This is a genomic window from Streptomyces sp. NPDC052299, from assembly GCF_040679335.1.
Classification (GTDB): Bacteria; Actinomycetota; Actinomycetes; order Streptomycetales; family Streptomycetaceae; genus Streptomyces.
The window spans coordinates 74,762-96,396 of the sequence record NZ_JBFAUP010000009.1 but is presented as its reverse complement, the minus strand read 5'-3'; the positions used below and the strand labels follow the sequence as shown (position 1 = coordinate 96,396).

The following is a 21,635-nucleotide window of genomic DNA, read 5'->3' as shown; positions in this document are numbered from 1 at the left end:
GTCCGTCCCGTGGGCGGCGGTGCGGGAGGGGCTGGTCAGGGCCCCGCCTCGACGGTGAGGTGGTCCGGCCAGCCGGTCAGCCCGGTCCCGGTCGCCGCGGTCAGGCCGGCGGCCGGGCGGAAGTGGACCCGGGTGCCCGTCGTGCCGTCGTCCGGGAGCGGGTCCAGGTCCGTGACCGGGACCCCGTGCTCGTAGCGCTGGGTCCAGGAGCCGTTGGCACGGCGGTTGGTGTGGATCAGCCAGTCGCTGAGCGCGGCCACGACGGACATGCCCCGGCGCGGGTGGCCGTCGGGCAGTGGCGGGGCGTCGGACGCGTCGAAGAAGCGGAGGTCCTTCGTCGCCATGACCGGCTTCTTCACCGGGCGGCCCGCCGCGTCGAGGCGGGTGTCGGTGCCCCGGCCGTCGTCGGTGACCGAGACCGAGCCGTCGGCGTGCAGCGTGACGCGGGCGCGGCCGTTCCCGGTGGCCTCCGCCTCGTCCGACGCGTAGGCGAGGACTTCCAGGATCAGGTGGCGCACCCCGCCCGGGGCGTACGTCTCCGGGGCCGAGCGGATCGCGTCCAGGTGGGCGTGGTCCACCTCGGCGGCCCAGTCGTGCGTCGTGTTGCGCCAGGAGGCGCGTACGGCGTCCGGAGCCCCCTCCGCGGCCGTCATCGCAGCTCGTCCGGGCACGGCGTCCCCGGCGGGAGCTGGTACGGGGCGCCCAGGCGGTAGGTGCCGGGGCGCGGGGCCAGGAGCTCCGTCCACTCGTCGCCCTCCTCGTCCTCGTCCACCTTGAACAGGCAGCCGTGCTCGTTGACGAAGGTCCGCGGGGTGCTCTCGTCCGCCCGCTCCTTGGACGCCTCGGTCTCCTGGGGGCGTTCCACGCCGTTTCCGTCCTCGTCGACGACGGCGAGCCAGCGCGAGTAGGGGATGCGGATCAGGACCCGGCCCGCCTTCTTGACGTGGATCGTCAGCTCGCCCTCGCCCGCGCGCTCGACCGTGGCGGGCGGGTCGGCCAGCGGGACCGGGCTGTCCACCTCGAAGAGCCGCCAGTCCTTGTTGGACCAGATCAGCTTCAGGTAGGAGAGGCCCTTGCCGACGAGTTCGGCCTCCTTGCGGGCGCCGCTGTAGTCGGGGTCGCCCTGCGGCAGCACCACGTAGTGCACCGCCCAGCGGTCGAGCCACTGGCGGTAGTTGATGGGGTCCAGGGTGTCGTCGTAGAAGAGCGGGTTCCGCTTCATGTCGGCCTGGCGGTTCCAGCCCCGGGCCAGGTTGACGGAGCGCGGCAGCGCCGACGCTTCGCGGTGGCTGCTCGGCGGGACGACCTCGACCCGGCCGCGTTCGGCGCCGACCTTCTGGAGCTGGTTGACCAGGGGGGCCAGCGAGCGGGTCCAGGAGGCGGTGGGGGCGGTCCGGACGATGTCGTCCACGCCCTTGAAGCCGATCCAGACGTTCAGCGAGACGAACGCGATGACGATCGCATACCAGCGCCGCGAGCGGGGCGCGGTGTACGGCAGCGCCGCCAGCAGGACGACGCCCGCGAACAGCATCGCCATCCGGGAGACGTTGGAGCCGATCTGCGAGTCGACCACGTACGTCGCCAGCGTCCCGACCCCGTACACGGCGGAGGCGGTGCGTACGGTCTTCCAGTCGGACGGCACGAGGAAGAAGACGAGCCACGCGAAGATGAACGGTCCGGACAGGGTCGCGACCGACATCGGCTGGGTGCCGGAGAACGGGAACAGCCAGGCGGACAGCGCGACCACCGCGACGGGGGCGAGGCCGAGCGCGTACGCGCCGGGGCGCCGCTTGTTCAGGAACAGGGCGGCCGCGACGACGCCGAGGAAGAGGCCCGCGACCGGGCTGCCGGCCGTCGCGAGTCCGGCGAGCGGCGCGGCCACGGCCGCCTTCGCCCACCGCTTGTAGCGCCACCGGTGCGGCCAGCAGAAGACGGCGGCCGCCGCGCCGACCGCGAACATCATGCCGAGGCCGAAGGTCACCCGGCCCGACAGGGCGTTGCACAGGTACGCGAAGACGCCCGCCATCGAGCAGGCCAGCGGGTTACGGACGGCCTTGACGCGGTACAGGATCAGTGAGGTGAGCCCGGCCGAGACGGTACCGGCGATCATCATCGTCGTACGCACGCCGAGCAGGGACATCAGATACGGCGAGACGACGCTGTACGAGACGGGGTGCATGCCCCCGTACCAGGCGAGGTTGTACGCCGTGCCGGGGTGCCGGCCGACGAACTCGGCCCAGGCGTCCTGGGCCGCGATGTCGCCGCCGCTGTTGGCGAAGAAGAGGAACCACACGATGTGGGCGACCGCGGCGACCGCGGTCGTCAGCAGGACCGGGTGGCGCAGGCAGCGCTGCTTCAGGCCGCCGAAGCCCGTGGCGGGGCCGGACCGGCGCGGATCGTCCGCGGGCTTTGTGGTGCCGTCGGAAGCGGTGCCGTCCTTCGCCCGTGTCGGCTCGGCGGTGGTCACTGCGTCTCTCCCCGTCCCTTCCCGGACGCGTGGTTTCGGCCGGCTCTCCTGCTCGGGTCTCATGGGCCGAAAGACGCGCTCCGGGGTCCGCGCGTTGCCCCCGGGACGCTAACACGCGGGGCGCTTCCGGCGCGGGGGCGGAGGGGGGCGGCCCGCGTGGGCGCCCCCCTCCGATGGGTCCTGTCGGCCTCAGCCGAGGCGGGTCAGCTTGTCGCCGAACGACGGCTTCGCGAGGTCGCTCTGGAGCGCGACCGCGACCTTCACCTGGCTCCGGCCCTCGCCCACGGTGAGCGTGCCGACGTGGGTACCGGCGACCGCCTCGTGCGGAATGGTCTTGCCGTCGTCGGTCAGTTCGAGCTTGACCGTGAGGCCGGACCAGCCGACCGCCTTGACGTCCTTCGTCGCGACGACGGGGGTGGTGTGGCCCATGCCGTCGTCCACCTCGCCGACGACGTCGCCCTTCTTGACGATCTTGGCGCCCTCCAGCAGGTCCAGCGTGGCGATCATCACCCTCTTACTGACCCGGTTCACCTCGTCGATGATCGAGACGTCGTCGTACTGCCCCAGGATCGCGCCGACGATCAGCTGGTCGGTGCCGTCGATCATCTTGTGCGCCGCGAAGAGCAGGTTGCCGCCGGCCTTCGAGGTGGAGCCGGTCTTGATGCCCAGGGCGCCGTCGAACGGCACGAGGGTGTTGTAGTTGCGCCACTTGTGACCCGACGGGTCCTTCCACTCCGGCAGCTTGGTGATGTCCATCAGCGCCGGGAACTCGACCAGCTTCTCGCCGAGCTTCACCAGGTCCTCGGCGGTGGAGACCGTGGAGGCGGTCAGCCCGGAGGGGTCGGTGTACGTGGTGTTCTTCATGCCCAGCTCGTCGGCGGTGGCGTTCATCTTGGCGACGAACGCCTTCTCCGAGCCCGCCTCCCAGCGGGCCAGCAGCCGGGCGATGTTGTTGGCCGAGGGGATCATGATCGCGGCGAGCGCGTCGCGCTCGGTGAGCACGTCGCCCTCCTTGACCGTGCTCAGCGTGGACTCGCCCTCGGTGTAGAGCTTGCCGTCCGCCTCCGCCTTGGCGTCGATCTTGATGTCCGGGCCGTTCTCGCCGCGCTTGAGCGGGTGACTCTTGAGGACGAGGTACGCCGTCATCGCCTTGGCGACGCTCGCGATCGGCACGGGCTTCTGCTCGCCGAACGAGTCGACCTTGCCGAGGCCGGTGGCCGCCATGTAGCCCTGGCCCTGCTCGGGCCACGGCAGCTTCGGGGCGCCGCCGTCGAAGCCGTACGTCTCCTTCGCCGTCATCGACAGCGAGGGGTCCGGCAGCGGCCGCACCATCTGCACGATCGCAAACACGATGAGCAGCAGGATCACCAGCGGTGTCCAGATCTTGACCCTGCGCACCGCGGTGCGGACCGGGGTCTCCGGCGGCGGCGGGGTGTTCGTCAGCTCCGCGAGCAGGTCGAGCGGCGGCTTCGGCGGCATCGGCTGCTGCCGGGTCCGCTCGGCCCCGCTGAGGGCCGGGGGCGGCCCGGCGACGGGGCTCTCGGGCTTGCGCGGCGCCGGCGCCTGGCGTACGTCGTCGGAGCGCAGCGGCACGAACCGGCTGGTGCGCTCGGCGAGCGACTCCGCCTCGGCGGTGAGCGGCTGCCCCGACGGCGACCTGGTGATCTTCAGCGCGGTGGTCGGCTGGTCGACCTTGGGCGGGCGGGGGGCCTTGAAGACGGCGGTGGGCTGATCAACGGGCTCGTCCGCCTTGGCGGCGGGCGGCTTCGGGGCGCTCTTGCCGGTGGCCGGTTCGTCGCCGTCGGCGGGCGGCTCCTCGTCCGGGGCGGGCGTCTTCTGGTCGGGCGCGTCCGGGTCGGCGGCGGGTGCCTTCGCGTCCGGGGCGTCCGCGTCGTCGGGCGCCTTCGCCTCGGCCGCAGGCGCTGCCGCCTCGGCGGGCTCGGCGGTGGCCGGTTCGTCACCGGCCGCCTGCTTCACCTCGGCGTCGGCCTCCGGCTGGGCGGCACCCTCCGGCTCCGGCTCCGGCGTCGGCTTCGCCGCGGCCTCGGGCCCGGCCTCCGGCTTCTCGTCCCGGTCCTCGCCGGCCGAGCCGGCCACGTGGGGCTCCTCCGGGGCGTCGGCCTCGTCGGCCGTCGACACCCAGGCGGCCACGGCCGCCCGGAGGCGCGCGTCGCCCTCCTCCGGCTCGGCGGCGGCCTCCGCGTCCTCGGCGGTCTCCGGGGCTTCCGCTTCCGGCTCACCGTCCTCCGAGGCGTCCGGCGTCGCCTCCGGGTCCTCAGCGGCCCCCAGAGCGCTCTCAGCGCCCTCGGAGGCCGCATCGCCGTCCTCGTCCGGCGCGCCCGCGGGACTCGCGGCGTCCTGAGCGCGGTCGGCGGCCTCCGGGGCCGCCCCCGCGACCTCGTCCGCCCCGTCGCCGGGCCCCCCGGCGACACCGGTGGACGCCGAACCGGCGGAACCGGCCCCCGAACCGGCGGAGCCGGAATCCGGTTCGGGCTCACGGAAGACGCCGAGCCGCGGATCGCGCTCGTTGCGAGTCGTTCCCGACGACTGCTGCTGCTCCGACTTGTCGGGGGACTCGCCCGCCACCGATGCCTCCTCCATGCGGCGCGGGGAACCACCCGCGCTGTCCGAACCATCTACCAGTGTCCCGTGTGAACCCTTGGCCGGGCTGCTAGACGAGAACGACATACCTACTGGTTCCCGTACAAAGCCACCAGGCACCCTCGACAGGAAGATGTGAGAGGGGTCACCCTGTCATTCATCCACGCGGGGAGGCATGGATGGGCAGGAGCCGCAGAACAATTCCGGAGGAGCTTCTGCTGCTCGCTCTGGACCCGACCACGGGTACCACAGCGCAGCCGCAGTCGCTCGACCTCGGCCTCGCCGGAGCCCAGCTAGTGGAGCTGGCCCTGGCAGGACGGATAGCCCCAGACGGGGATCGTATCGCCGTGGTGATGCCACGGCCGACAGGAGATCCGACCTTGGACTCCGCACTGGAACTGCTGCGCAGGCGCGGCAGTCCGGTCCGGGCGGTCCACTGGATCGGCGGACCCCGGCTGGGGCTCCGCCAGATTTATCTCGCTCATCTGGAGCGGTGCGGCATGGTGCATGCCGTCGAGGGCCAGATGTGCGGGGTGCTGCCGACGACTCGCTACCAGGCGACGGACACGGCGATCAGCCGGGACATCAGGGCCCGGCTGGACAGTGCGATCCGCACCGGCGTACCGCCGGACCCGCGGACCGCGGCGCTCGCCGCACTGGCCCACGCGGTCGGACTCGGCAAGCACCTGTACCCCGGGAACGAGGGGCGTTCATCGCGCTCCCGGCTCCGGGATCTGATCAGGCACGACCCGATGGGCGGCCTCGTGGCGCACGCCGTGATGGACGTACAGAACGGGGCGGTCGCACAGCCGCGCCGCGCTCAGGCGGCCGGTGTCCCGTTGCAACCGCAAGTGCCGTCGCCGTCACGGCGCGGCAGCATGGCGCACACCGCGGCCCACTAGGACCGCGAGCACGACGCACGTCAACAACCGAACACCGCCGAACCGTTGTCATCCAGACCCGGTCCGGGAGCCGCACCAAGGCGCGGGGCAGCCGATATCACCGGCTGCCCCGCGCCGCTGTGTGTGGCCGTTTCCCAGCGCGGCCGGGGCCGGGGGTGGCAATCTGCTCAGCAGTAGATACGCACAGCTACATAGCCGGAGGTGCCGTTTCCGTGCCGTCCAACGTCAATCCCACCGTCAGGCGACGCCGGTTGGGTCAGGAGTTGCGCCGACTGCGCGAGGTCAAGGGAATGACCGCCGAGGAGGTGGCGGACCGGCTGCTGGTGTCGCAGTCCAAGATCAGCCGCCTGGAGAACGGCCGCCGCTCCATCAGCCAGCGCGACGTCCGCGATCTCTGCGGGGTGTACGAGGTCGAGGACCGCCGCGTCGTCGACTCGCTGATGCAGATGGCCAAGGACTCGCGCCAGCAGGGCTGGTGGCACGCGTTCGGGGACATCCCGTACAGCGTGTACATCGGCCTGGAGACCGACGCGGCGTCCCTGCGGGTGTACGAGTCCCTGATCGTGCCGGGGCTGTTGCAGACGCGGGAGTACGCGCAGGCGGCGATCGAGGGGATGTGGCCGGAGGCCACGCCCACCGAGATCGACAAGCGCATCCAGATCCGCCTCAAGCGCCAGGACCGGCTGACCGATCCGGTCGAACCGCTGCGGTTCTGGGCCGTGATCGACGAGGCCGTGCTCCGCCGGGTCGTCGGCAACCCGCAGATCATGGCGGACCAGTTGAGGCACCTGGCGGAGCTGAGCCAGCTGCCCCACGTGACGCTCCAGGTCCTGCCGTACACCGTCGGCGCGCACCCGGGGATGTACGGCAGCTACACGATCCTCGAATTCCAGGAGGACATGGACGCGAGCGTCGTCTATCTCGAGGGCATCACCAGCGACCTGTACCTGGAAAAGGCGCCCGACGTTCAGAGCTACGCCGTGATGTACGAACACCTGCGGGCGAAAGCGCTCAGCGCGGAGCAGTCCCGCGCGTACATCCTCCAGGCCGCGGAGAACTGCGGAGGGTGACGATTTCCGCGTCCGCCACGGGAGTTCCCGGGGCGGCGCGGAAGGTACACCTCCGCCAGGTTGTGCCGGAAGACCGCCAAGGCGTAAGTCATCCGAACGAGTGAACGCCACTCACGGCCGATGATGTTGCGGCGTAGCGTCCCTCACAAGTCGCTGGGCGCAGCGACTGGGCGCACCGCCCAACGACCGGCACAACCATCGGAGTCATTATGGCGATTCGGCAGAACGCACTGACGGAGTGGACGAAGTCCTCCTATTCCGCGAATGGGAACTGCGTGGAGGTCAAGGCGGCGGAGGGTCACGCGCTGCTGGTCCGCGACTCGAAGAGCGTGAGCAGCGGAGTCCTCGGCTTCTCCGCGAAGACCTGGTCGGCGTTCGTCCTGGACGTCTCGCGCACCGCAGGGTTCTGAGACCGCGCGACCCGGCTGCGCTCGCGCCGCGGCCCGCACCAGGCCCTCTCGACCGGCCCGCCGTCCTGGCCGAGAGGGCTCTCGCCTTTTCCGGGCCGGATTCTCTGGCAGTTCCCCTCCTTCTCGACCGCACGGGACCCGCATCCCGTGCGGTCTTCTTCGTGCTTCCCTGCGCTCACGGCCTGGCGAAGCGCCCGCTCATCGTGTGGCCGCCGTCACGTTCACTACAACGCTTCCGTGGGTCAAGAACGAGTAAAATCGTTCCTCTTGCTGATCTGTGTTCACATCTATGACCGAAGAGTCCTTGACCGGGGTACCGCGCAGACGGTTCAATCCCCGAAGTCCCCGCTCCCGCACGGGGCGCCGCTGAGCGGCCGTACTGGCGAAGTGCGCACCCCGTTCACAAGGCGGACCCCGGGAGGGGACATATGAACAGTCTCGACTGGGTCGTGCTCATCGGCTACTTCGGTGTGATGGTCGCGATCGGGCTCTGGTCCCACAAGCGTGTCGACAACGTCAGCGACTTCTTCACGGCGGGCGGCCGGATGCCCTGGTGGCTGTCCGGCATCTCGCACCACATGTCGGGGTACAGCGCCGTGATGTTCACGGGCTACGCCGGCATCGCGTACCAGTACGGCGTCACGTCCTTCGTGACCTGGTCGCTGCCGATCGCCATCGGCGTCGGCATCGGCGCCAAGATGTTCGCGCCCCGGCTCAACCGGGTGCGCTCGCGGCTGCACGTGGCCTCGCCGCTCGAATACCTGAAGAACCGCTACAACGTGCCGACGCAGCAGGCGCTGGCCTGGTCCGGGCTGCTGCTGAAGATCGTGGACGTCGGCGCCAAGTGGGCCGCCATCGCCACGCTGCTGTCCGTCTTCACCGGGATCACCCTCACCCAGGGCATCTTCATCACCGGCATCATCACGGCCGTCTACTGCACGGTCGGCGGGCTGTGGGCCGACGCGCTGACCGAACTGGGGCAGTTCGTCATCCAGTTGCTGGCCGGCCTCGCGATGCTCGTCACCGTCATGCGCGAGCTGGACGGCTTCAGCACCCTGTGGACGGTCTGGGACAAGCTGCCCGAGGGCCACGCGGACCCGACGGCCGGTCCGTACACCGTGACGTTCCTGCTGGCGTTCCTCTTCATCAAGACCTTCGAGTACAACGGCGGCATGTGGAACCAGGCCCAGCGCTACATGGCCACGGACTCCGCCGCCTCCGCGACCCGTTCGGCGCGGCTCTCCGCCCTCCTGTGGCTGGTCTGGCCGACCGTCCTCTTCTTCCCGATGTGGTGCGCCCCGCTGCTCGTCGACGCGCAGAAGCCGGACGCCTCCGACAGCTACGCGCTGATGACCGAGCAGCTGCTGCCGCACGGGCTGCTGGGCCTGGTGATCGTCGGGTTCTTCTCGCACACGATGGCCATGTGCTCCTCCGACGCCAACGCGATCGCGGCCGTCTTCACCCGGGACATCGCCCCGGTGTTCTCCAAGGCCGCCCGCAACTGGAACGCCCGCTCCGGACTCCTGGCCGCGCGCCTGTCCACGCTGGGCTTCCTCGGCCTGTCCATGGCGCTGGCGACGCAGATCAACTCGCCGACGTTCAAGGACATCATCTCGGTCGTCATCAAGTGGGTCGCCGGGCTGATGGGCCCGATCGCCATCCCGTTCATGCTGGGGCTGCTGCGCCGCTTCCGTAAGTCGGGGCCGACGGCGGCGCTCACCAGCTGGGCGGCGGGACTGCTGGCCTTCTACTTCACCAACTACGACCTGGACGGCTCGGTGAAGGAGGGGGTGGCGCTCCAGTACCAGGTGGCGCTGCCGCTGGCGATCTCGCTGGTGCTGTACGTGGTCATCGGCCTCGTACGCCCGGAGGACACCCCGGAACGGGACGCGCTGATCGAGCGGATCAACACGGACGGCGACGGGCCCGGCGCGTCCGGCGCGGCGGCCGTCCCGGCGCAGGGCGGCCCGCGGGACACCGGTGCCGCCGAGGGCACGCAGGGGGAGGCTCAGCGCGGGTAGCGGGCCAGCCACCCCGGGGCGGCGGTGGCCGGGCCGTGCAGGGCGGGCCCCTGGGTCATCTCCATGGCGAAGTCGTCGGCGAGTTCGAGGAGGGTGGCCCGCCCCTCCAGCTCGGCAAGCCAGGCCGGGGGCAGCGCGGTCTCCCCGTGCATGGCGCCCAGCATCGCCCCGCACAGCGCCCCCGTCGCGGCGGACGGGCCCCCGTGGTTCACCGCGAGCCGCAGCCCGTGCCGCACGTCCTCCGCGACGAGCGCGCAGTACACCGCGACCGCCAGCACCTCCTCGGCCGAGTCCGTGACGCCCAGGGACTCGATGAGCGCGGGCCCCGGGATGCCCTGCCGCACGGCGCCGAGGGCCAGGCGCAGCGCGTCGGTGACGGGTTCGTGGCCGGGGTGGTCCGCGAGCAGCCCCAGCGCGTGCTGCACGGAGCCGTCCAGGGTCTCGCCGCGCGCGAGCCCGTGCACGACGGCCGCGAAGGCGCCGACGGAGAGGAGGGCGGTGGGGTGCCCGTGGGTGTGCGCGGCGCACTCAACGGCGAGCTGGAACACCAGCCGCGGCTCCCAGCCGACGAGCAGCCCGAACGGCGCGGACCGGGTGAGCGCGGCGGCGTCGTGCGCGGCGGGGTACTTGGGCCGGTCCAGGGTGCCCATGATGTCGTCGCCGAAGCCGCCCAGGCACTCCCGGGTGGGGTCGCGGCGGGCGTAGAGCCATTCCTGCCCGGCGAGCCAGCCGTTGTCCTCGCGGCGCTCGTCGGGCCCCCAGTCGTGCTGCGTGGCGGCCCAGCGCAGATGGGCGCGGTGCACATCGGTGGGCGGGTGCCAGGCGCCGGTGTCCCGGCGGACCTGGGCGCGGATCAGCCCGTCGACGGTGAACAGGGTGAGCTGGGTGGCGGCGGTGACCGTGCCGCGCGCACCGTGGGCGGGCACGAAGTCGGTGACGGCGTCGGGCCCGTGGGCGGCGCGGATCTCCTCCAGGGTGAGGCCGCCGACGCCCGCGCCGAGCGCGTCACCGATGGCACCGCCGAGGAGGGTGCCGCGCACCCGGCTGCGGAAGTCCTGCTGCTCGGCCCGCCCCCAGACGGCCGACGTCCCTGTGCTCACCGCGCCACTCCCGTATGCCGTGGTTTCCGTTCCCCTGTGCGACCGTGCGACTGTGCGGCAACTGCGCAGCACTGTAATCGAACAGGCGCGGGGGCCGAGGGGCCGGAACCTTTTGTACGGCTCCGGGGCGCGTCGAATTCCGTTGCGGCGCGCGGGCCCACGGGGCGATGATCGCCCGATGCCCTCACACCTCCCCCACGCCCGTCCCGACGGCCGCGCGGGCATCGACGCCGCGCTCGTGGAGCGGCTGATCGCCGCGCAGTTTCCGCAGTGGAGCGGCCTGCCCGTGGTCCCTGTCGAGGTCGACGGCTGGGACAACCGCACGTACCGCCTCGGCGATGCGATGACAGTCCGGCTGCCCACCGCCGCCGGTTACGTCCCCGCCGTGGAGAAGGAACACGTCTGGCTGCCCCGCCTGGCGCCCTCGCTGCCGGTCCCCATCCCCCCGGTCCTCGCCCTGGGCGCGCCCGGCGAGGGCTATCCCTTCCCCTGGTCGGTCCGGCGCTGGCTCCCCGGCGAGACGGCGGCGCGCGGCCGCATCGCGGACCTGCCCGGCTTCGCGGTCTCGGTCGCCGAGTTCATCCGCGCCCTCCAGCGCTGCGACCCGGCGGGCGGTCCGGAGGCGGGCGCGCACAGCTGGTACCGGGGCGCCTCCCCCGCGTACTACGACGAGGAGACCCGCCGCTGCCTGGCCGCCCTGGCGGACCGCGTGGACCGGGACCGGGCGCGGGCGGTCTGGGAGGCGGCCCTCGACGCCGAGTGGCACGGGGACCCGGTCTGGTTCCACGGCGACATCGCCTCCGGCAACCTCCTGGTCCGGGGCGGCGAACTGGGCGCCGTGATCGACTTCGGCACCTCGGGCGTGGGCGACCCGGCCTGTGACCTGGTCATCGCCTGGGGGCTGTTCGACGGCGACAGCCGCGAGGCGTTCCGGTCGGCGGTCCGCCAGGACGCGGGGACCTGGGCCCGGGCGCGGGGCTGGGCGCTGTGGAAGGCGCTGCTGAATCTGACGGGGGATGCGGGGGACGACCCCGCGCGGGCTGCCAACGAACTCCGCGTGGTCGGCGCGGTGCTGGCCGACCACGCGGAGTTCGGCTGAGCGGCGACCGCCCTACCCGAGGGGCCGTACTGCCAGCGTCTCCGCGTGGGCACCGTGCTCGCCCATCGCGTAGCAGCTGAGCCGGTCGAAGATCCAGGTTCCTGGCAGGGCGGTGTGCCGGGGTCCGGTCCGGGCGAGGGCGGCCGCCGTCTCCTCGTCGGTCCGGCCCAGTGTGAGGTGCGGGGCGTACGCCTCGCCGGTGTAGCGGTACCCGTACCGGGCGAAGCCGGCTCGCTCCGCTTCTGTGAAGTGCGCCCTGTCCCGCGCGGTGTCGAACGCTGCCCGGTCCAGGTGGGGTTCGACGAGGCCGATCACTGTTTCCTGCAGCTTCTCGAGGAGGACCGGCCGCTCGACCGACAGGAACAGCCAGCCGGAGGGCTGGTGGACGAGCCCGGCCGAGGCGAGGGATATCGCGGCGGGCAGGCTCAGGGAAGCGGCTATGCGCTCCAGCACCGGCCCGGGCTCCAGCCGGTGGTCGAACGGCCCCTGGAACACCGTCAGGTGGGGCAGGTTGCCGTCCTCGCTCAGTACGGGCCTCAGCGGCTCACCCACCCCCAGATCCTGCTGCAGCCGGACGGCGGCGCGGGTGTGCTCCGGCCACGGAAGCAGAGCGATTCCGAGCTTTCTGGTCATGAACGCGTCCTCTCTGTACGGGCCGCCCGGCGGGCCGTACCGGTCAGTCCCCCAGCACCGGCAGCAGCTCCGGCAGATGCCCGTCCGACGCGCCCGCCGCCGCCACCCGTTCCGCCGGGACCTCGCCGTACAGGGTCGTACGCGGCTTCGCCGGGCGACCGGCCAGGTCCGCGATGGCCTCCAGGTCGCGGACCGAGCGGTACGAGCCGTAACTCGACCCGGCCATCCGGGAGATGGTCTCCTCCATCAGCGTGCCGCCCAGGTCGTTCGCGCCGGAGCGGAGCATTTCGGCGGCGCCCTCCGTGCCGAGCTTGACCCAGCTGGTCTGGATGTTGGTGATGTGCGGGTGCAGGAGCAGGCGGGCCATCGCGGTGACGGCCCTGTTGTCGCGGTCGGTCGGGCCGGGACGGGCGATCCCCGCGAGGTAGACCGGTGCGTTGGTGTGGATGAAGGGGAGCGTCACGAACTCCGTGAAGCCGCCGGTCTCCTGCTGGAGCGCGGCCAGGGTGCGCAGGTGGCCGAGCCAGTGGCGGGGCTGGTCGACGTGGCCGTACATCATGGTGGAGGAGGACCGCAGGCCCACCTCGTGGGCGGTCCTGATGACCTCCAGCCAGGTCGCGGTGGGCAGTTTGCCCTTGGTGAGGACCCAGCGGACCTCGTCGTCCAGGATCTCGGCCGCCGTCCCCGGGATCGAGCCGAGCCCGGCCTCCTTCGCGGCGGTCAGCCAGTCCCGGATCGACATGCCGGTGCGGGTGGCCCCGTTGACGACCTCCATCGGCGAGAACGCGTGGACGTGGATGCCGGGCACCCGCTCCTTCACCGCCCGCGCGATGTCGAAGTACGCCGTGCCGGGCAGGTCCGGGTGGATGCCGCCCTGCATGCAGACCTCGACCGCGCCCACGTCCCACGCCTGCGCGGCCCGGTCCGCGACCTGGTCGAGCGAGAGGGTGTACGCGTCGGCGTCGGTGCGGCGCTGGGCGAAGGCGCAGAAGCGGCAGCCGGTGTAGCAGACGTTGGTGAAGTTGATGTTGCGCGTGACGATGTACGTGACGTCGTCGCCGACCACGTCCCGTCGCAGCGCGTCCGCGATCCGGCACAGCTCGTCCAGGGCCGGGCCGTCCGCGTGCAGCAGGGTGAGCGCCTGGTCGTCCGTGAGCCGGGTGGGGTCGTCCGCCGCCCGGCTCAGCGCCGCGCGCACGTCGCCGTCGATCCGGGACGGCACCATGCCGGGGGCCGCCGCCTCGCGCAGCGCCTCCCAGTCCCCGTACACGACGTCGAAGTCGTCGCGGCGGTCGCCGGTGCGGCCCTCGGTGTCGATGGTGCGGTGCAGGTCGGTGCGGCCGGAAGCGTTGAACCCCTCGTCCGGCTCCTGCCACGGCAGCCCCTCGGGGATCGCGCCCTCGCGGGCGAGCCCCGTCTCCGGGTCGGCGAGCGCCCGTACGTGCGGCAGCAGGCGCGGGTCCAGCCAGGGTTCGCCGCGCTGGATGAACTCCGGGTAGATGGTGAGGCGTTCGCGGAGCGTGAAGCCCGACTCGGCCGTGCGGGAGGCGAGTTCGTCGATGTGCGGCCAGGGGCGCTCGGGGTTGACGTGGTCGGGGGTCAGCGGCGACACCCCGCCCCAGTCGTCGATGCCCGCGCCGATGAGCAGCGCGTACTCCGCGTCGACCAGGTTCGGCGGGGCCTGGATGCGGGCGGACGGGCCGAGGATGTGCCGGGCGACAGCGATCGCGGCGGCCAGCTCCTCCAGCTCCGCGTCCGGCATCCCGCGCATCGCGGTGTCGGGCTTGGCCCGGAAGTTCTGGACGATGACCTCCTGGATGCCGTGGTAGGCCCGGGCGGTCCGGCGCAGCTCGAAGAGGGAGTCCGCGCGCTCCTCGTAGGACTCGCCGATGCCGATCAGGATGCCCGTGGTGAAGGGCACGTTGGACCGGCCCGCGTCCTCAAGGACCCGCAGCCGCACGGCCGGTTCCTTGTCCGGGGAGCCGTGGTGCGGGCCGCCGGGCTCGGACCACAGGCGGGTGGCGGTCGTCTCCAGCATCATGCCCATGGACGGCGCGACGGGCTTCAGCCGCTGGAGGTCCGTCCAGCTCATGACCCCGGGGTTCAGGTGCGGCAGCAGCCCCGTCTCCTCCAGGACCCGGATCGCCATGGCGCGCACGTACGCCAGGGTGTCGTCGTAGCCCTCGGCCTCCAGCCACTCGCGCGCCTCCGGCCAGCGGTCCTCCGGCCGGTCCCCGAGCGTGAACAGGGCCTCCTTGCACCCCATCGCGGCGCCCTCGCGGGCGATGGCCAGCACCTCGTCGGGCGACAGGAACATGCCGTGCCCGGCCCGGCGGAGCTTGCCGGGCACCGTGACGAAGGTGCAGTAGTGGCACTTGTCGCGGCAGAGCCGGGTCAGCGGGATGAAGACCTTGCGGGAGTACGTGATGATCCCCGGCCGCCCCGCCGCCTCCAGGCCCGCGTCCCGCACCCGGGCGGCGGAGGCCGCGAGATCCTTCAGGTCGTCACCGCGTGCCTGGAGCAGCACGGCGGCCTCCGCCCGGTCGAGTGCCACTCCGTCACGCGCGCGCTTGAGCGCGCGCCGCATCGAGTTGGTGGTGGGGGGTCCGCTCTGAGGATCGGTCATGCCATCGAGCATACGAGCGGTGTCCCGCGCCCGGATTACGCGTAGTACTCCAGGATCAGCGGCAGGTCCTGGGTCCATTCCCGCAGGCGGGCCCGGTTCCGGGCGGCCAGCGTCCAGGTGTGGACGGCCCCGGTGCGCAGGCGGACGGTGACGGCGAGGAGCTTGGGCCCCCGCACCGCGTAGTCGATCCGGCCGATCTCCGCCCAGGAGAACTGCAGTTCAAGGCCGTTCTTCGCCTGGAACTCGACCCCCAGCGCGTCGATCACCAGCGAGCTGTCGGTGCCCACGCCGACGAACCCGATGTCGGTGACGGGCCCGCCGGGCCCCGCCTGCTGCCAGGGCCCCGCACCGGGCCCCTGTGCGTAAGGGTTGTGGGTCGCGGCGGCGGGCGGATAGGGCGAGGGCGTGTACGGGGACGGGCCGTAGGGGGACGGCGCCATCGGGGGGTACGGGGACGGGGCCCCGGCGCCCGGCGGGTAGGCGGGGGGCGCGGGTGCGAGGGGGTGCTGCGAGGGGGTCGCCCCGGCGGCGTGCCCCGGCGGCGTCGCGCCGGCCGGGGGCGCGGCGAGGCTCGGCGGGGTCGCGTCGGCCGGTTCCCCGGGCTGCCGCGACCGTACGGGCATGGTCGGGACGTACGCCGGGCCGCCGGGCGCGAACAGGTCCAGCAGGGCATCCGGGCCGGGCCGGTCGCCGGGCTCCTTCGCCAGGCAGGCCGCCACCACGTCCCGTACGCCTTCCGGCACCGCGTCCAGATCCGGCGCCTCGTGCACCGACCGGTACATCATCCCCATGGGCGTCCCCGCCCCGAACGCGCTGCCGCCCGCCGCCGCGACGAGCACGGCACCCAGGGCGAACACATCGGCAGGGGGGCCGACTTGGAGGCCCTGGGCCTGCTCGGGGGCGAGGAACCCCGGCGTCCCGAAGGCCATTCCGGTCGCGGTGAGCCGGGTCGATTCCAGGGCCCTGGCGATGCCGAAGTCCAGGACGCGCGGCCCGTCCGCCGCCATGATGATGTTGCCCGGCTTCAGGTCGCGGTGGACGAGCCCGCAGCGGTGGATGGCAGCCAGCGCCTCGGCGAGGGCGGCCCCCAGCTGCCGCAGCCGCGGCTCGTCCATGGGCCCCTCGGCCTCCACGAGGGCGGAGAGCGTGGGGCCGGGGATGTAGGCCGTGGCCAGCCAGGGGGCGGCCGCGTCGGGGTCCGCGTCGACCACCGGTGCCGTGTGGAAGCCGCCGACGCTCCGGGCCGCCTCGACCTCCGCGCGGAACCGCTCGCGGAAGTGCGCGTCGGTGGCGAGTTCGGACCGCGCCACCTTCACGGCGACGGCGCGCCCGCCCCGGGACCGCGCCAGATAGACGACTCCCATGCCCCCGGCGCCGAGTTGCCGCTCCACGGCGTATCCGCCGACCCGCTCGGGCAGCTCCGGCCCGTCCGCTCCGTACGCCATGTGCTCGGCGCTCCCCCCGTGTTCCGGCGGCCCAGTATGCCGTGTGCCTGCCAATGACGCGGCAGGACGGGCGGGGCGGGAGAGGTGCTGCGGGCTGCCGGGTGTGTTCACCGGCGGGCCGGGAAGGGACAGTCACCTCCGGCCACTCTCAACGTATAGCGCAAGGGGGGCCTTGCCGCAAGGCCCCCCTCGTCCCGCACAATCGCTGATCCGAGCCAGCCACCTGCGGCATTGGGGAGTTTCACGTAGTGCCCGAACCCACGCACACCACCGCCACCACGAGCTCCTTCGCGCTGACCGGCGACCGCGCCGCGGCCAAGGCGGACCCGGCCCTGATCGCCGGGGACGAGCTCCACTTCGCGGCGATCGCGCGCTGCCTGGAGGAGACCGTCGCCGAACTGACCGCCGCCCTCGACACCGCCCGCCGCGCCCCGGGCGGGCTGGGGCGGCAGGGGATGGACCGGGACGCGGAGATCCACCGGCTGACCGCCCGGCTGCGCACCCTGCGCCGCTTCGGCCTGGACCTGTGCCTCGGCCACATGGCCGGGGCGGACGGCTCCGAGCCGGTGTACGTGGGACGGCTCGGCCTCACGGACAGCGAGGGCCGCCGTCTGCTGACGGACTGGCGCTCCCCGGCCGCCGAGCCGTTCTTCGGAGCTACGCACGGCAACCCGATGGGCCTGGCGAGCCGCCGCCGCTACCGGTGGACCGGCGGCCGGGTCAGCGACTACTGGGACGAGGTGTTCGCCCCGGACGCCTTCGCCGGGCACGCCGCGCTGGACGACCAGTCGGCGTTCATCGCGAGCCTGGGCACCAACCGGTCGGCCCGGATGCGGGACGTGCTGGGCACGATCCAGGCGGACCAGGACGCGATCATCCGGGCCGGTTCGCGCGGCGCGCTGGTCGTGGACGGCGGCCCGGGCACCGGCAAGACGGTCGTCGCCCTGCACCGCGCCGCGTACCTCCTGCACGCGGACCCGCGCCTCGGGCACCGGCGCGGCGGCGTCCTCTTCGTCGGCCCGCACCAGCCGTATCTGGGGTACGTGGCCGATGTGCTGCCGAGCCTCGGTGAGGACGGGGTGCGTACGTGCACCCTGCGCGACCTCGTCCCGGAGGGCGCGGCGGCCGTGCCGGAGCCCGATCCGGAAGCGGCCCGGCTGAAGGCGTCGGCGGAGCTGGTGCGGGCGGTCGAGGCGGCCGTCGCGTTCTACGAGGAGCCGCCGTCCGACGGCCTGACCGTGACGACGCCCTGGGCGGACGTCCGGCTGACCGCCGCCGAGTGGGCGGTGGCCTTCGAGTCGGCGCCGGGCGTCCCCCACAACGAGGCGCGCGACGCGGTCCTGGAGGAGATCCTGACGATCCTGGCCGACAAGCACGCGGACCGGCAGGACGAGGACGTCCCGGACCACCTGGTCCGCCGGGCGCTGCTGCGCGACCGCGAGCTGATGGCGGCCTTCGACCGGGCCTGGCCCCTGCTGGACGCGGCGGAGCTGGTCGGCGACCTCTGGTCCGTCCCGGCCTATCTGCGCACCTGCGCGCCCTGGCTCACCCGCGAGGAGGTGGCCCGGCTCCAGCGCTCCGAGCCCCAGGCGTGGACGGTCTCCGACCTGCCGGTCCTGGACGCCGCCCGGCAGCGGCTCGGGGACCCGGACGCGGCCCGCCGCAGGCGCCGGAACGAGGCGACGGCCGCCGCCGAGCGGGCCCGCCGGGCCGAGGCGATCGACAGCCTCCTGGAGAACGCGGAGATCGACGAGAGCCAGGGCGCGGTGGGGATGCTGCGCGGCCGGGACCTCCAGGACACGCTGCTCGACCCGGACGCGCTGTCCACCGCCGAACGGGACGCTCTGGCGGGCCCGTTCGCCCATGTGGTGGTGGACGAGGCGCAGGAACTGACCGATGCGGAATGGCAGATGCTGCTCCAGCGGTGCCCCTCGCGCAGCTTCACGATCGTCGGGGACCGCGCGCAGGCCCGGCGCGGCTTCACGGAGTCGTGGCGGGAGCGGCTGGAACGGGCCGGGTTCGACCGGATCACGCTGTCGTCGCTGACCGTCAACTACCGCACACCGGAGGAGATCATGACGGCCGCGGAGCCGGTCATCCGGGCCGCCCTGCCGAACGCCAACGTCCCGGTGTCCATCCGCGGCAGCGGCATCCCCGTCGCCCACGGCCCGGTCACGGACCTGCCCGCCGTCCTCGCCACCTGGCTGACGACCCACTCCGAGGGCACCGCCTGCGTCATCGGCGCCCCGGCGGACTTCCGCCCGCCGTCGCCCCGGGTCCGCGCGCTGACGCCGTCCCTCTCCAAGGGCCTGGAGTTCGACCTCGTGGTCCTGGTCGAGCCGGAGTCCTTCGGGGAGGGGGTCGGCGGGGCGGTGGACCGGTACGTGGCGATGACACGGGCGACGCGGGAGCTGGTGGTGCTGACGGGGGCGTAGGGCCTCACCGCGCTGGGGTGCCCGGCCCGGCCCCTCAGCCGCCCGGCGTCTCGTCCACCTTGAAGTCCATGTTGACCTTGCCGCCGACCACCGACTTCGCGGTGACCGTCACTCCGTACTGCTTGCCGCTGTCGGCCAGTTGGCAGCGGATCGTGGCGCCGACCTTGGCAGGCAGGTTCTCCGGGCAGGAGAAGGCGTCGGGCTGCTTGCCGACCTGGGCGGCGAGGGCGGCCTTGCCCTGGCGGGCGACCTCGGCCTTGTCCACGGAGCCGGAGGCGCTGTCCGCACCCGCCGGGTCGGACGGCTGGGCGGAGTCGCTGGGCTGGGGGTCGGCGGAGGCGCCGCTTCCTGCTCCGGCGTTGTCGTCCACCTTGAAGTCCATGTTCACCTTCTTACCGTCGACGGACTTCACGGTCGCCGTCACGCCGAGCTTCTTGCCGCCGTCGGTGAGCGTGCAGCGCACCGACTCACCGACCTTCCCCTTGAGGTCGTCCTCGCAGGTCACGTCCTCGGGCGCGCGCCCGACCTGCTTCTCCAGTCCGGCGGAGACCTGCTTGGCGACCTCCTCCTTCTTGACGACCAGGTCGCCCCCGAAGCTGAACGAACAGCCCGAGACGAAGAACAGCGCCAGCGTCCCGGCCGCCGCTCCGGCCACCGTCCGACTCCGCACGGACTGCTTCATGGGTCCCCCAAGCATCGATGTACACGCCAAGAACTGGCCTGCCAAGCTATCACCGGGGTCCGAACGGACGACCGAAACCGTCGGGGAGCGGCCCCCGGCCGTACATCCACCGCCAGCGCGCGCTCGAAACCCACTCGCCGCCCGGTCGGGCCCCGCATACGTTCGACGCCATGGCTGACGACTGCTTCGCCCACCCGCTCCTCGCCTCGCTCTACGACCCGCTCGACCCGGACCGCGGCGACCTCGACGCGTATGTGCGGATGGCGGAGGAGTTCGACGCGCACCGCGTACTGGACATCGGCTGCGGGACGGGCGTCTTCGCCCTGCTGCTGGCGGCACGCGGGAAGGAGGTCGTCGGTGTCGATCCCGCCCGGGCGTCGATCGACGTGGCCCGGGCCAAGCCGGGCAGTGAGCGCGTCCGCTGGATCTGCGGTGACGCCACGACCCTTCCGCCCCTGCGCGTCGACCTCGCGACGATGACCGCGAACGTGGCCCAGGCCATCGTGGAGCCCGGGGACTGGCGGGCCACGCTCCGGGGCGCCCACGAGGCACTGCGCCCCGGAGGGCGGCTGGTGTTCGAGACGCGGGAGGGCTACACCGTGGAGGACATCCGCGAGGCGCCCGACCGCCCCGGCCTGGAGTTCGTGTTCGTGGCGCGCCGGTCCTGAGCGCCGCTCGTCACCCCAGCCCGCGCGCGGCGCGCTCCGCCTCGATCAGGGTCTCCATCAGCTTCTCCGGGTCCACCACGAAGTCGCTGTCGTCCAGCGCGTCGTAGTCCGTCGTGCCCAGCGGGAGCCCCAGTGCGGCCAGTTCGGCGGCCAGCTGCCCGAACGCGACGTGCTCGTCCGGTTCGTCCTGGAAGGCGGACTGCTCGAAGGCGAGGGCCTCCGTCAGGGTGGAGCCGGTCGTCTGCCAGAGGGTGAACTCCGTGTCCAGCTCGATGGGCCGCTGTCCCGGCTCGTCCGGATGGACCCAGTACCCGACCCAGCCCTTGCCGCCCTTGGCCACGAGCTTCACGTACTCCACCATCCGCGCCGTCCCCGCGTTGACGGCCTGCATCTCCGGGTCGGCCAGCTCCTGTTCGCTCAGGTAGCCGGTGTCCAGGAAGGGATGGAGCTCGCCCTCCTCGAAGTGCTCCAGGCCCAGCAGGTGGTCGAAGTCCGTGCGGCCCTCCCAGTGCGCGAGCAGCAGCACCCGCAGGTCGTCCGGCACGGGCAGCCCGTCCAGCCGCTCACGGGAGAACGCGGCCAGCCGTGCGTCGTAGGTGGTGTCCACAGGGGTCCCTCTCGTGGGGCGGAGCAACAGCGGGTCCTACAGATACGCCGCGTACGCGTCCAGCGTCCGCAGCACCTCCGGCTCCTCGGCCGGGGGCAGTTGGAGGACGACCTCCTCGATGCCCAGGTCCGCGAAGCGGGCCAGCTTGCCGGGGGACGGAAGGACGGCGTACGGGACGACGTGGAGGTCCTTCGGGTCGCGGCCCGCCGCTTCCCAGGCGGTACGGAGGCGGGGCAGGGAGTCCGTGAGGCCGCTGCCGCCGATGGGGAGCCAGCCGTCGGCGGACTCCGCGATGTGGGCGAACAGCCCGGGGCCCGCCGCGCCGCCGATCAGGGTGCGGGGGCCCTGCGGGCGGTGCGGCTTGGGGTGCGCCTCGCTGGCGCGTACGGAGCCGAACTCGCCCTCGTACGCCGTGGGTTCCGCGGCCCACAGCGCCCGCATCAGGGCAAGCCGCTCGCGGCCCAGGCGGCGGCGGGTGGACCACTCGACGCCGTGGTCGGCGGCCTCCTCGACGTTCCAGCCGTAGCCGATGCCGAGGGTGAAGCGGCCCCCGGAGAGGTGGTCCAGGGTGGCGATCTGCTTGGCCAGGTCGATGGGGTCGTGCTGGGCGATCAGGGTGATGCCCGTGCCCAGGGCCAGCCGCTCGGTCACCGCCGCGGCCTGGGCGAGGGCGACGAAGGGGTCGAGGGTGCGTCCGTACTCTCGGGGCAGCTCGCCGCCCGCCGGGTAGGGGGTGTCCCTGCTCACCGGGATGTGGGTGTGCTCGGGCAGGTACAGCCCGGCGAACCCGCGCTGTTCGAGCTGGTGCGCCAGCCGCACCGGGGTGATCGTCTCGTCGGTGAGGAAGATCGTGGTGGCGATCCGCATAC

The 21,635-nt window shown here is 72.8% G+C and carries 17 protein-coding genes; 7 read left to right on the top strand and 10 right to left on the bottom strand.

What is annotated here, in order from left to right:
• Positions 1 to 35 precede the first annotated feature (35 nt).
• From AB0L33_RS17210 to AB0L33_RS17200, 3 genes are all read right to left on the bottom strand, one after another.
• A complete protein-coding gene (locus AB0L33_RS17210) occupies positions 36 to 653 on the bottom strand; it encodes an ATP-binding protein (RefSeq protein WP_365682154.1) in 618 nt (205 codons plus the stop codon).
• Positions 650 to 2,467, bottom strand: a complete 1,818-nt coding sequence (locus tag AB0L33_RS17205) for an MFS transporter (protein WP_365682152.1) — start codon at positions 2,465 to 2,467, stop codon at positions 650 to 652. The genes AB0L33_RS17210 and AB0L33_RS17205 overlap by 4 nt, the downstream gene beginning before the upstream one ends.
• Before the next feature lie 189 nt (positions 2,468 to 2,656).
• A complete protein-coding gene (locus tag AB0L33_RS17200; protein WP_365682150.1) occupies positions 2,657 to 5,068 on the bottom strand; it encodes a serine hydrolase in 2,412 nt (803 codons plus the stop codon).
• A 179-nt stretch (positions 5,069 to 5,247) separates the two neighbouring features.
• Between AB0L33_RS17200 and AB0L33_RS17195 the strand changes: the two genes are divergently transcribed.
• The 4 genes from AB0L33_RS17195 to AB0L33_RS17180 all read left to right on the top strand — a co-directional run bounded on the left by AB0L33_RS17195 (position 5,248) and on the right by AB0L33_RS17180 (position 9,471).
• Positions 5,248 to 5,970, top strand: a complete 723-nt coding sequence (locus AB0L33_RS17195; protein ID WP_073968696.1) for a GPP34 family phosphoprotein — start codon at positions 5,248 to 5,250, stop codon at positions 5,968 to 5,970.
• Positions 5,971 to 6,182: 212 nt separating this feature from the next.
• Positions 6,183 to 7,040, top strand: coding sequence for a helix-turn-helix transcriptional regulator (locus AB0L33_RS17190; RefSeq protein ID WP_365682147.1), 858 nt, complete (start codon positions 6,183 to 6,185; stop codon positions 7,038 to 7,040).
• Between the two features lie 209 nt (positions 7,041 to 7,249).
• Positions 7,250 to 7,450 carry a DUF397 domain-containing protein gene (locus AB0L33_RS17185; protein WP_365682145.1) on the top strand — a complete coding sequence of 67 codons (201 nt, stop codon included), beginning with the start codon at positions 7,250 to 7,252 and terminating at the stop codon, positions 7,448 to 7,450.
• Positions 7,451 to 7,878: 428 nt separating this feature from the next.
• Positions 7,879 to 9,471 carry a sodium:solute symporter family protein gene (locus AB0L33_RS17180; RefSeq protein ID WP_365682144.1) on the top strand — a complete coding sequence of 531 codons (1,593 nt, stop codon included), beginning with the start codon at positions 7,879 to 7,881 and terminating at the stop codon, positions 9,469 to 9,471.
• Here AB0L33_RS17180 and AB0L33_RS17175 read toward each other — a convergent pair.
• Positions 9,459 to 10,571, bottom strand: a complete 1,113-nt coding sequence (locus AB0L33_RS17175) for an ADP-ribosylglycohydrolase family protein (protein WP_365682142.1) — start codon at positions 10,569 to 10,571, stop codon at positions 9,459 to 9,461. The genes AB0L33_RS17180 and AB0L33_RS17175 overlap by 13 nt on opposite strands.
• 178 nt (positions 10,572 to 10,749) lie before the next feature.
• On the opposite strand from AB0L33_RS17175, the gene AB0L33_RS17170 reads away from it, so the two are divergent.
• Entirely contained in the window at positions 10,750 to 11,670 is a 921-nt protein-coding gene (locus AB0L33_RS17170; RefSeq protein WP_365682140.1) for an aminoglycoside phosphotransferase family protein, read from the top strand.
• 12 nt (positions 11,671 to 11,682) lie between these two features.
• On the opposite strand, the gene AB0L33_RS17165 is transcribed toward AB0L33_RS17170, so the two are convergent.
• The 3 genes from AB0L33_RS17165 to AB0L33_RS17155 are packed head-to-tail and all read right to left on the bottom strand — an operon-like array spanning position 11,683 to position 16,374.
• Positions 11,683 to 12,303, bottom strand: a complete 621-nt coding sequence (locus AB0L33_RS17165) for a hypothetical protein (RefSeq protein ID WP_365682138.1) — start codon at positions 12,301 to 12,303, stop codon at positions 11,683 to 11,685.
• Between the two features lie 43 nt (positions 12,304 to 12,346).
• Positions 12,347 to 14,929, bottom strand: coding sequence for a bifunctional FO biosynthesis protein CofGH (locus tag AB0L33_RS17160; RefSeq protein ID WP_365682136.1), 2,583 nt, complete (start codon positions 14,927 to 14,929; stop codon positions 12,347 to 12,349).
• A gap of 35 nt (positions 14,930 to 14,964) precedes the next feature.
• Positions 14,965 to 16,374: a protein kinase gene (locus AB0L33_RS17155; protein WP_365682134.1), complete on the bottom strand. Its 1,410-nt coding sequence runs from the start codon at positions 16,372 to 16,374 to the stop codon at positions 14,965 to 14,967.
• Positions 16,375 to 16,622: 248 nt separating this feature from the next.
• On the opposite strand from AB0L33_RS17155, the gene helR reads away from it, so the two are divergent.
• Positions 16,623 to 18,809 carry an RNA polymerase recycling motor ATPase HelR gene (gene helR, locus AB0L33_RS17150; RefSeq protein WP_365682132.1) on the top strand — a complete coding sequence of 729 codons (2,187 nt, stop codon included), beginning with the start codon at positions 16,623 to 16,625 and terminating at the stop codon, positions 18,807 to 18,809.
• 34 nt (positions 18,810 to 18,843) lie between these two features.
• On the opposite strand, the gene AB0L33_RS17145 is transcribed toward helR, so the two are convergent.
• Positions 18,844 to 19,491, bottom strand: a complete 648-nt coding sequence (locus AB0L33_RS17145; protein ID WP_365682130.1) for a DUF4333 domain-containing protein — start codon at positions 19,489 to 19,491, stop codon at positions 18,844 to 18,846.
• A 170-nt stretch (positions 19,492 to 19,661) separates the two neighbouring features.
• Here AB0L33_RS17145 and AB0L33_RS17140 point away from each other — a divergent pair, with 170 nt between their 5' ends.
• A complete protein-coding gene (locus AB0L33_RS17140) occupies positions 19,662 to 20,159 on the top strand; it encodes a class I SAM-dependent methyltransferase (RefSeq protein ID WP_365682128.1) in 498 nt (165 codons plus the stop codon).
• A 10-nt stretch (positions 20,160 to 20,169) separates the two neighbouring features.
• On the opposite strand, the gene AB0L33_RS17135 is transcribed toward AB0L33_RS17140, so the two are convergent.
• Both AB0L33_RS17135 and AB0L33_RS17130 read right to left on the bottom strand, forming a co-directional pair.
• Positions 20,170 to 20,766 carry a hypothetical protein gene (locus tag AB0L33_RS17135; RefSeq protein ID WP_365682126.1) on the bottom strand — a complete coding sequence of 199 codons (597 nt, stop codon included), beginning with the start codon at positions 20,764 to 20,766 and terminating at the stop codon, positions 20,170 to 20,172.
• Positions 20,767 to 20,802: 36 nt separating this feature from the next.
• On the bottom strand, positions 20,803 to 21,633 hold the full coding sequence (locus AB0L33_RS17130; protein WP_365682124.1) for an LLM class F420-dependent oxidoreductase: 831 nt from the start codon (positions 21,631 to 21,633) through the stop codon (positions 20,803 to 20,805).
• Positions 21,634 to 21,635 lie beyond the last annotated feature (2 nt).

Bases quoted from the DNA above. Each gene is read 5' to 3' on its own strand.
- AB0L33_RS17210 (WP_365682154.1), bottom strand. From the start codon at position 653: ATGACGGCCGCGGAGGGGGCTCCGGACGCCGTACGCGCCTCCTGGCGC.
- AB0L33_RS17140 (WP_365682128.1), top strand. From the start codon at position 19,662: ATGGCTGACGACTGCTTCGCCCACCCGCTCCTCGCCTCGCTCTACGAC.
- AB0L33_RS17185 (WP_365682145.1), top strand. From the start codon at position 7,250: ATGGCGATTCGGCAGAACGCACTGACGGAGTGGACGAAGTCCTCCTAT.
- AB0L33_RS17160 (WP_365682136.1), bottom strand. From the start codon at position 14,929: ATGACCGATCCTCAGAGCGGACCCCCCACCACCAACTCGATGCGGCGC.
- AB0L33_RS17130 (WP_365682124.1), bottom strand. From the start codon at position 21,633: ATGCGGATCGCCACCACGATCTTCCTCACCGACGAGACGATCACCCCG.
- AB0L33_RS17195 (WP_073968696.1), top strand. From the start codon at position 5,248: ATGGGCAGGAGCCGCAGAACAATTCCGGAGGAGCTTCTGCTGCTCGCT.
- AB0L33_RS17145 (WP_365682130.1), bottom strand. From the start codon at position 19,491: ATGAAGCAGTCCGTGCGGAGTCGGACGGTGGCCGGAGCGGCGGCCGGG.
- AB0L33_RS17170 (WP_365682140.1), top strand. From the start codon at position 10,750: ATGCCCTCACACCTCCCCCACGCCCGTCCCGACGGCCGCGCGGGCATC.
- AB0L33_RS17155 (WP_365682134.1), bottom strand. From the start codon at position 16,374: ATGGCGTACGGAGCGGACGGGCCGGAGCTGCCCGAGCGGGTCGGCGGA.
- AB0L33_RS17200 (WP_365682150.1), bottom strand. From the start codon at position 5,068: ATGGAGGAGGCATCGGTGGCGGGCGAGTCCCCCGACAAGTCGGAGCAG.
- AB0L33_RS17165 (WP_365682138.1), bottom strand. From the start codon at position 12,303: ATGACCAGAAAGCTCGGAATCGCTCTGCTTCCGTGGCCGGAGCACACC.
- AB0L33_RS17180 (WP_365682144.1), top strand. From the start codon at position 7,879: ATGAACAGTCTCGACTGGGTCGTGCTCATCGGCTACTTCGGTGTGATG.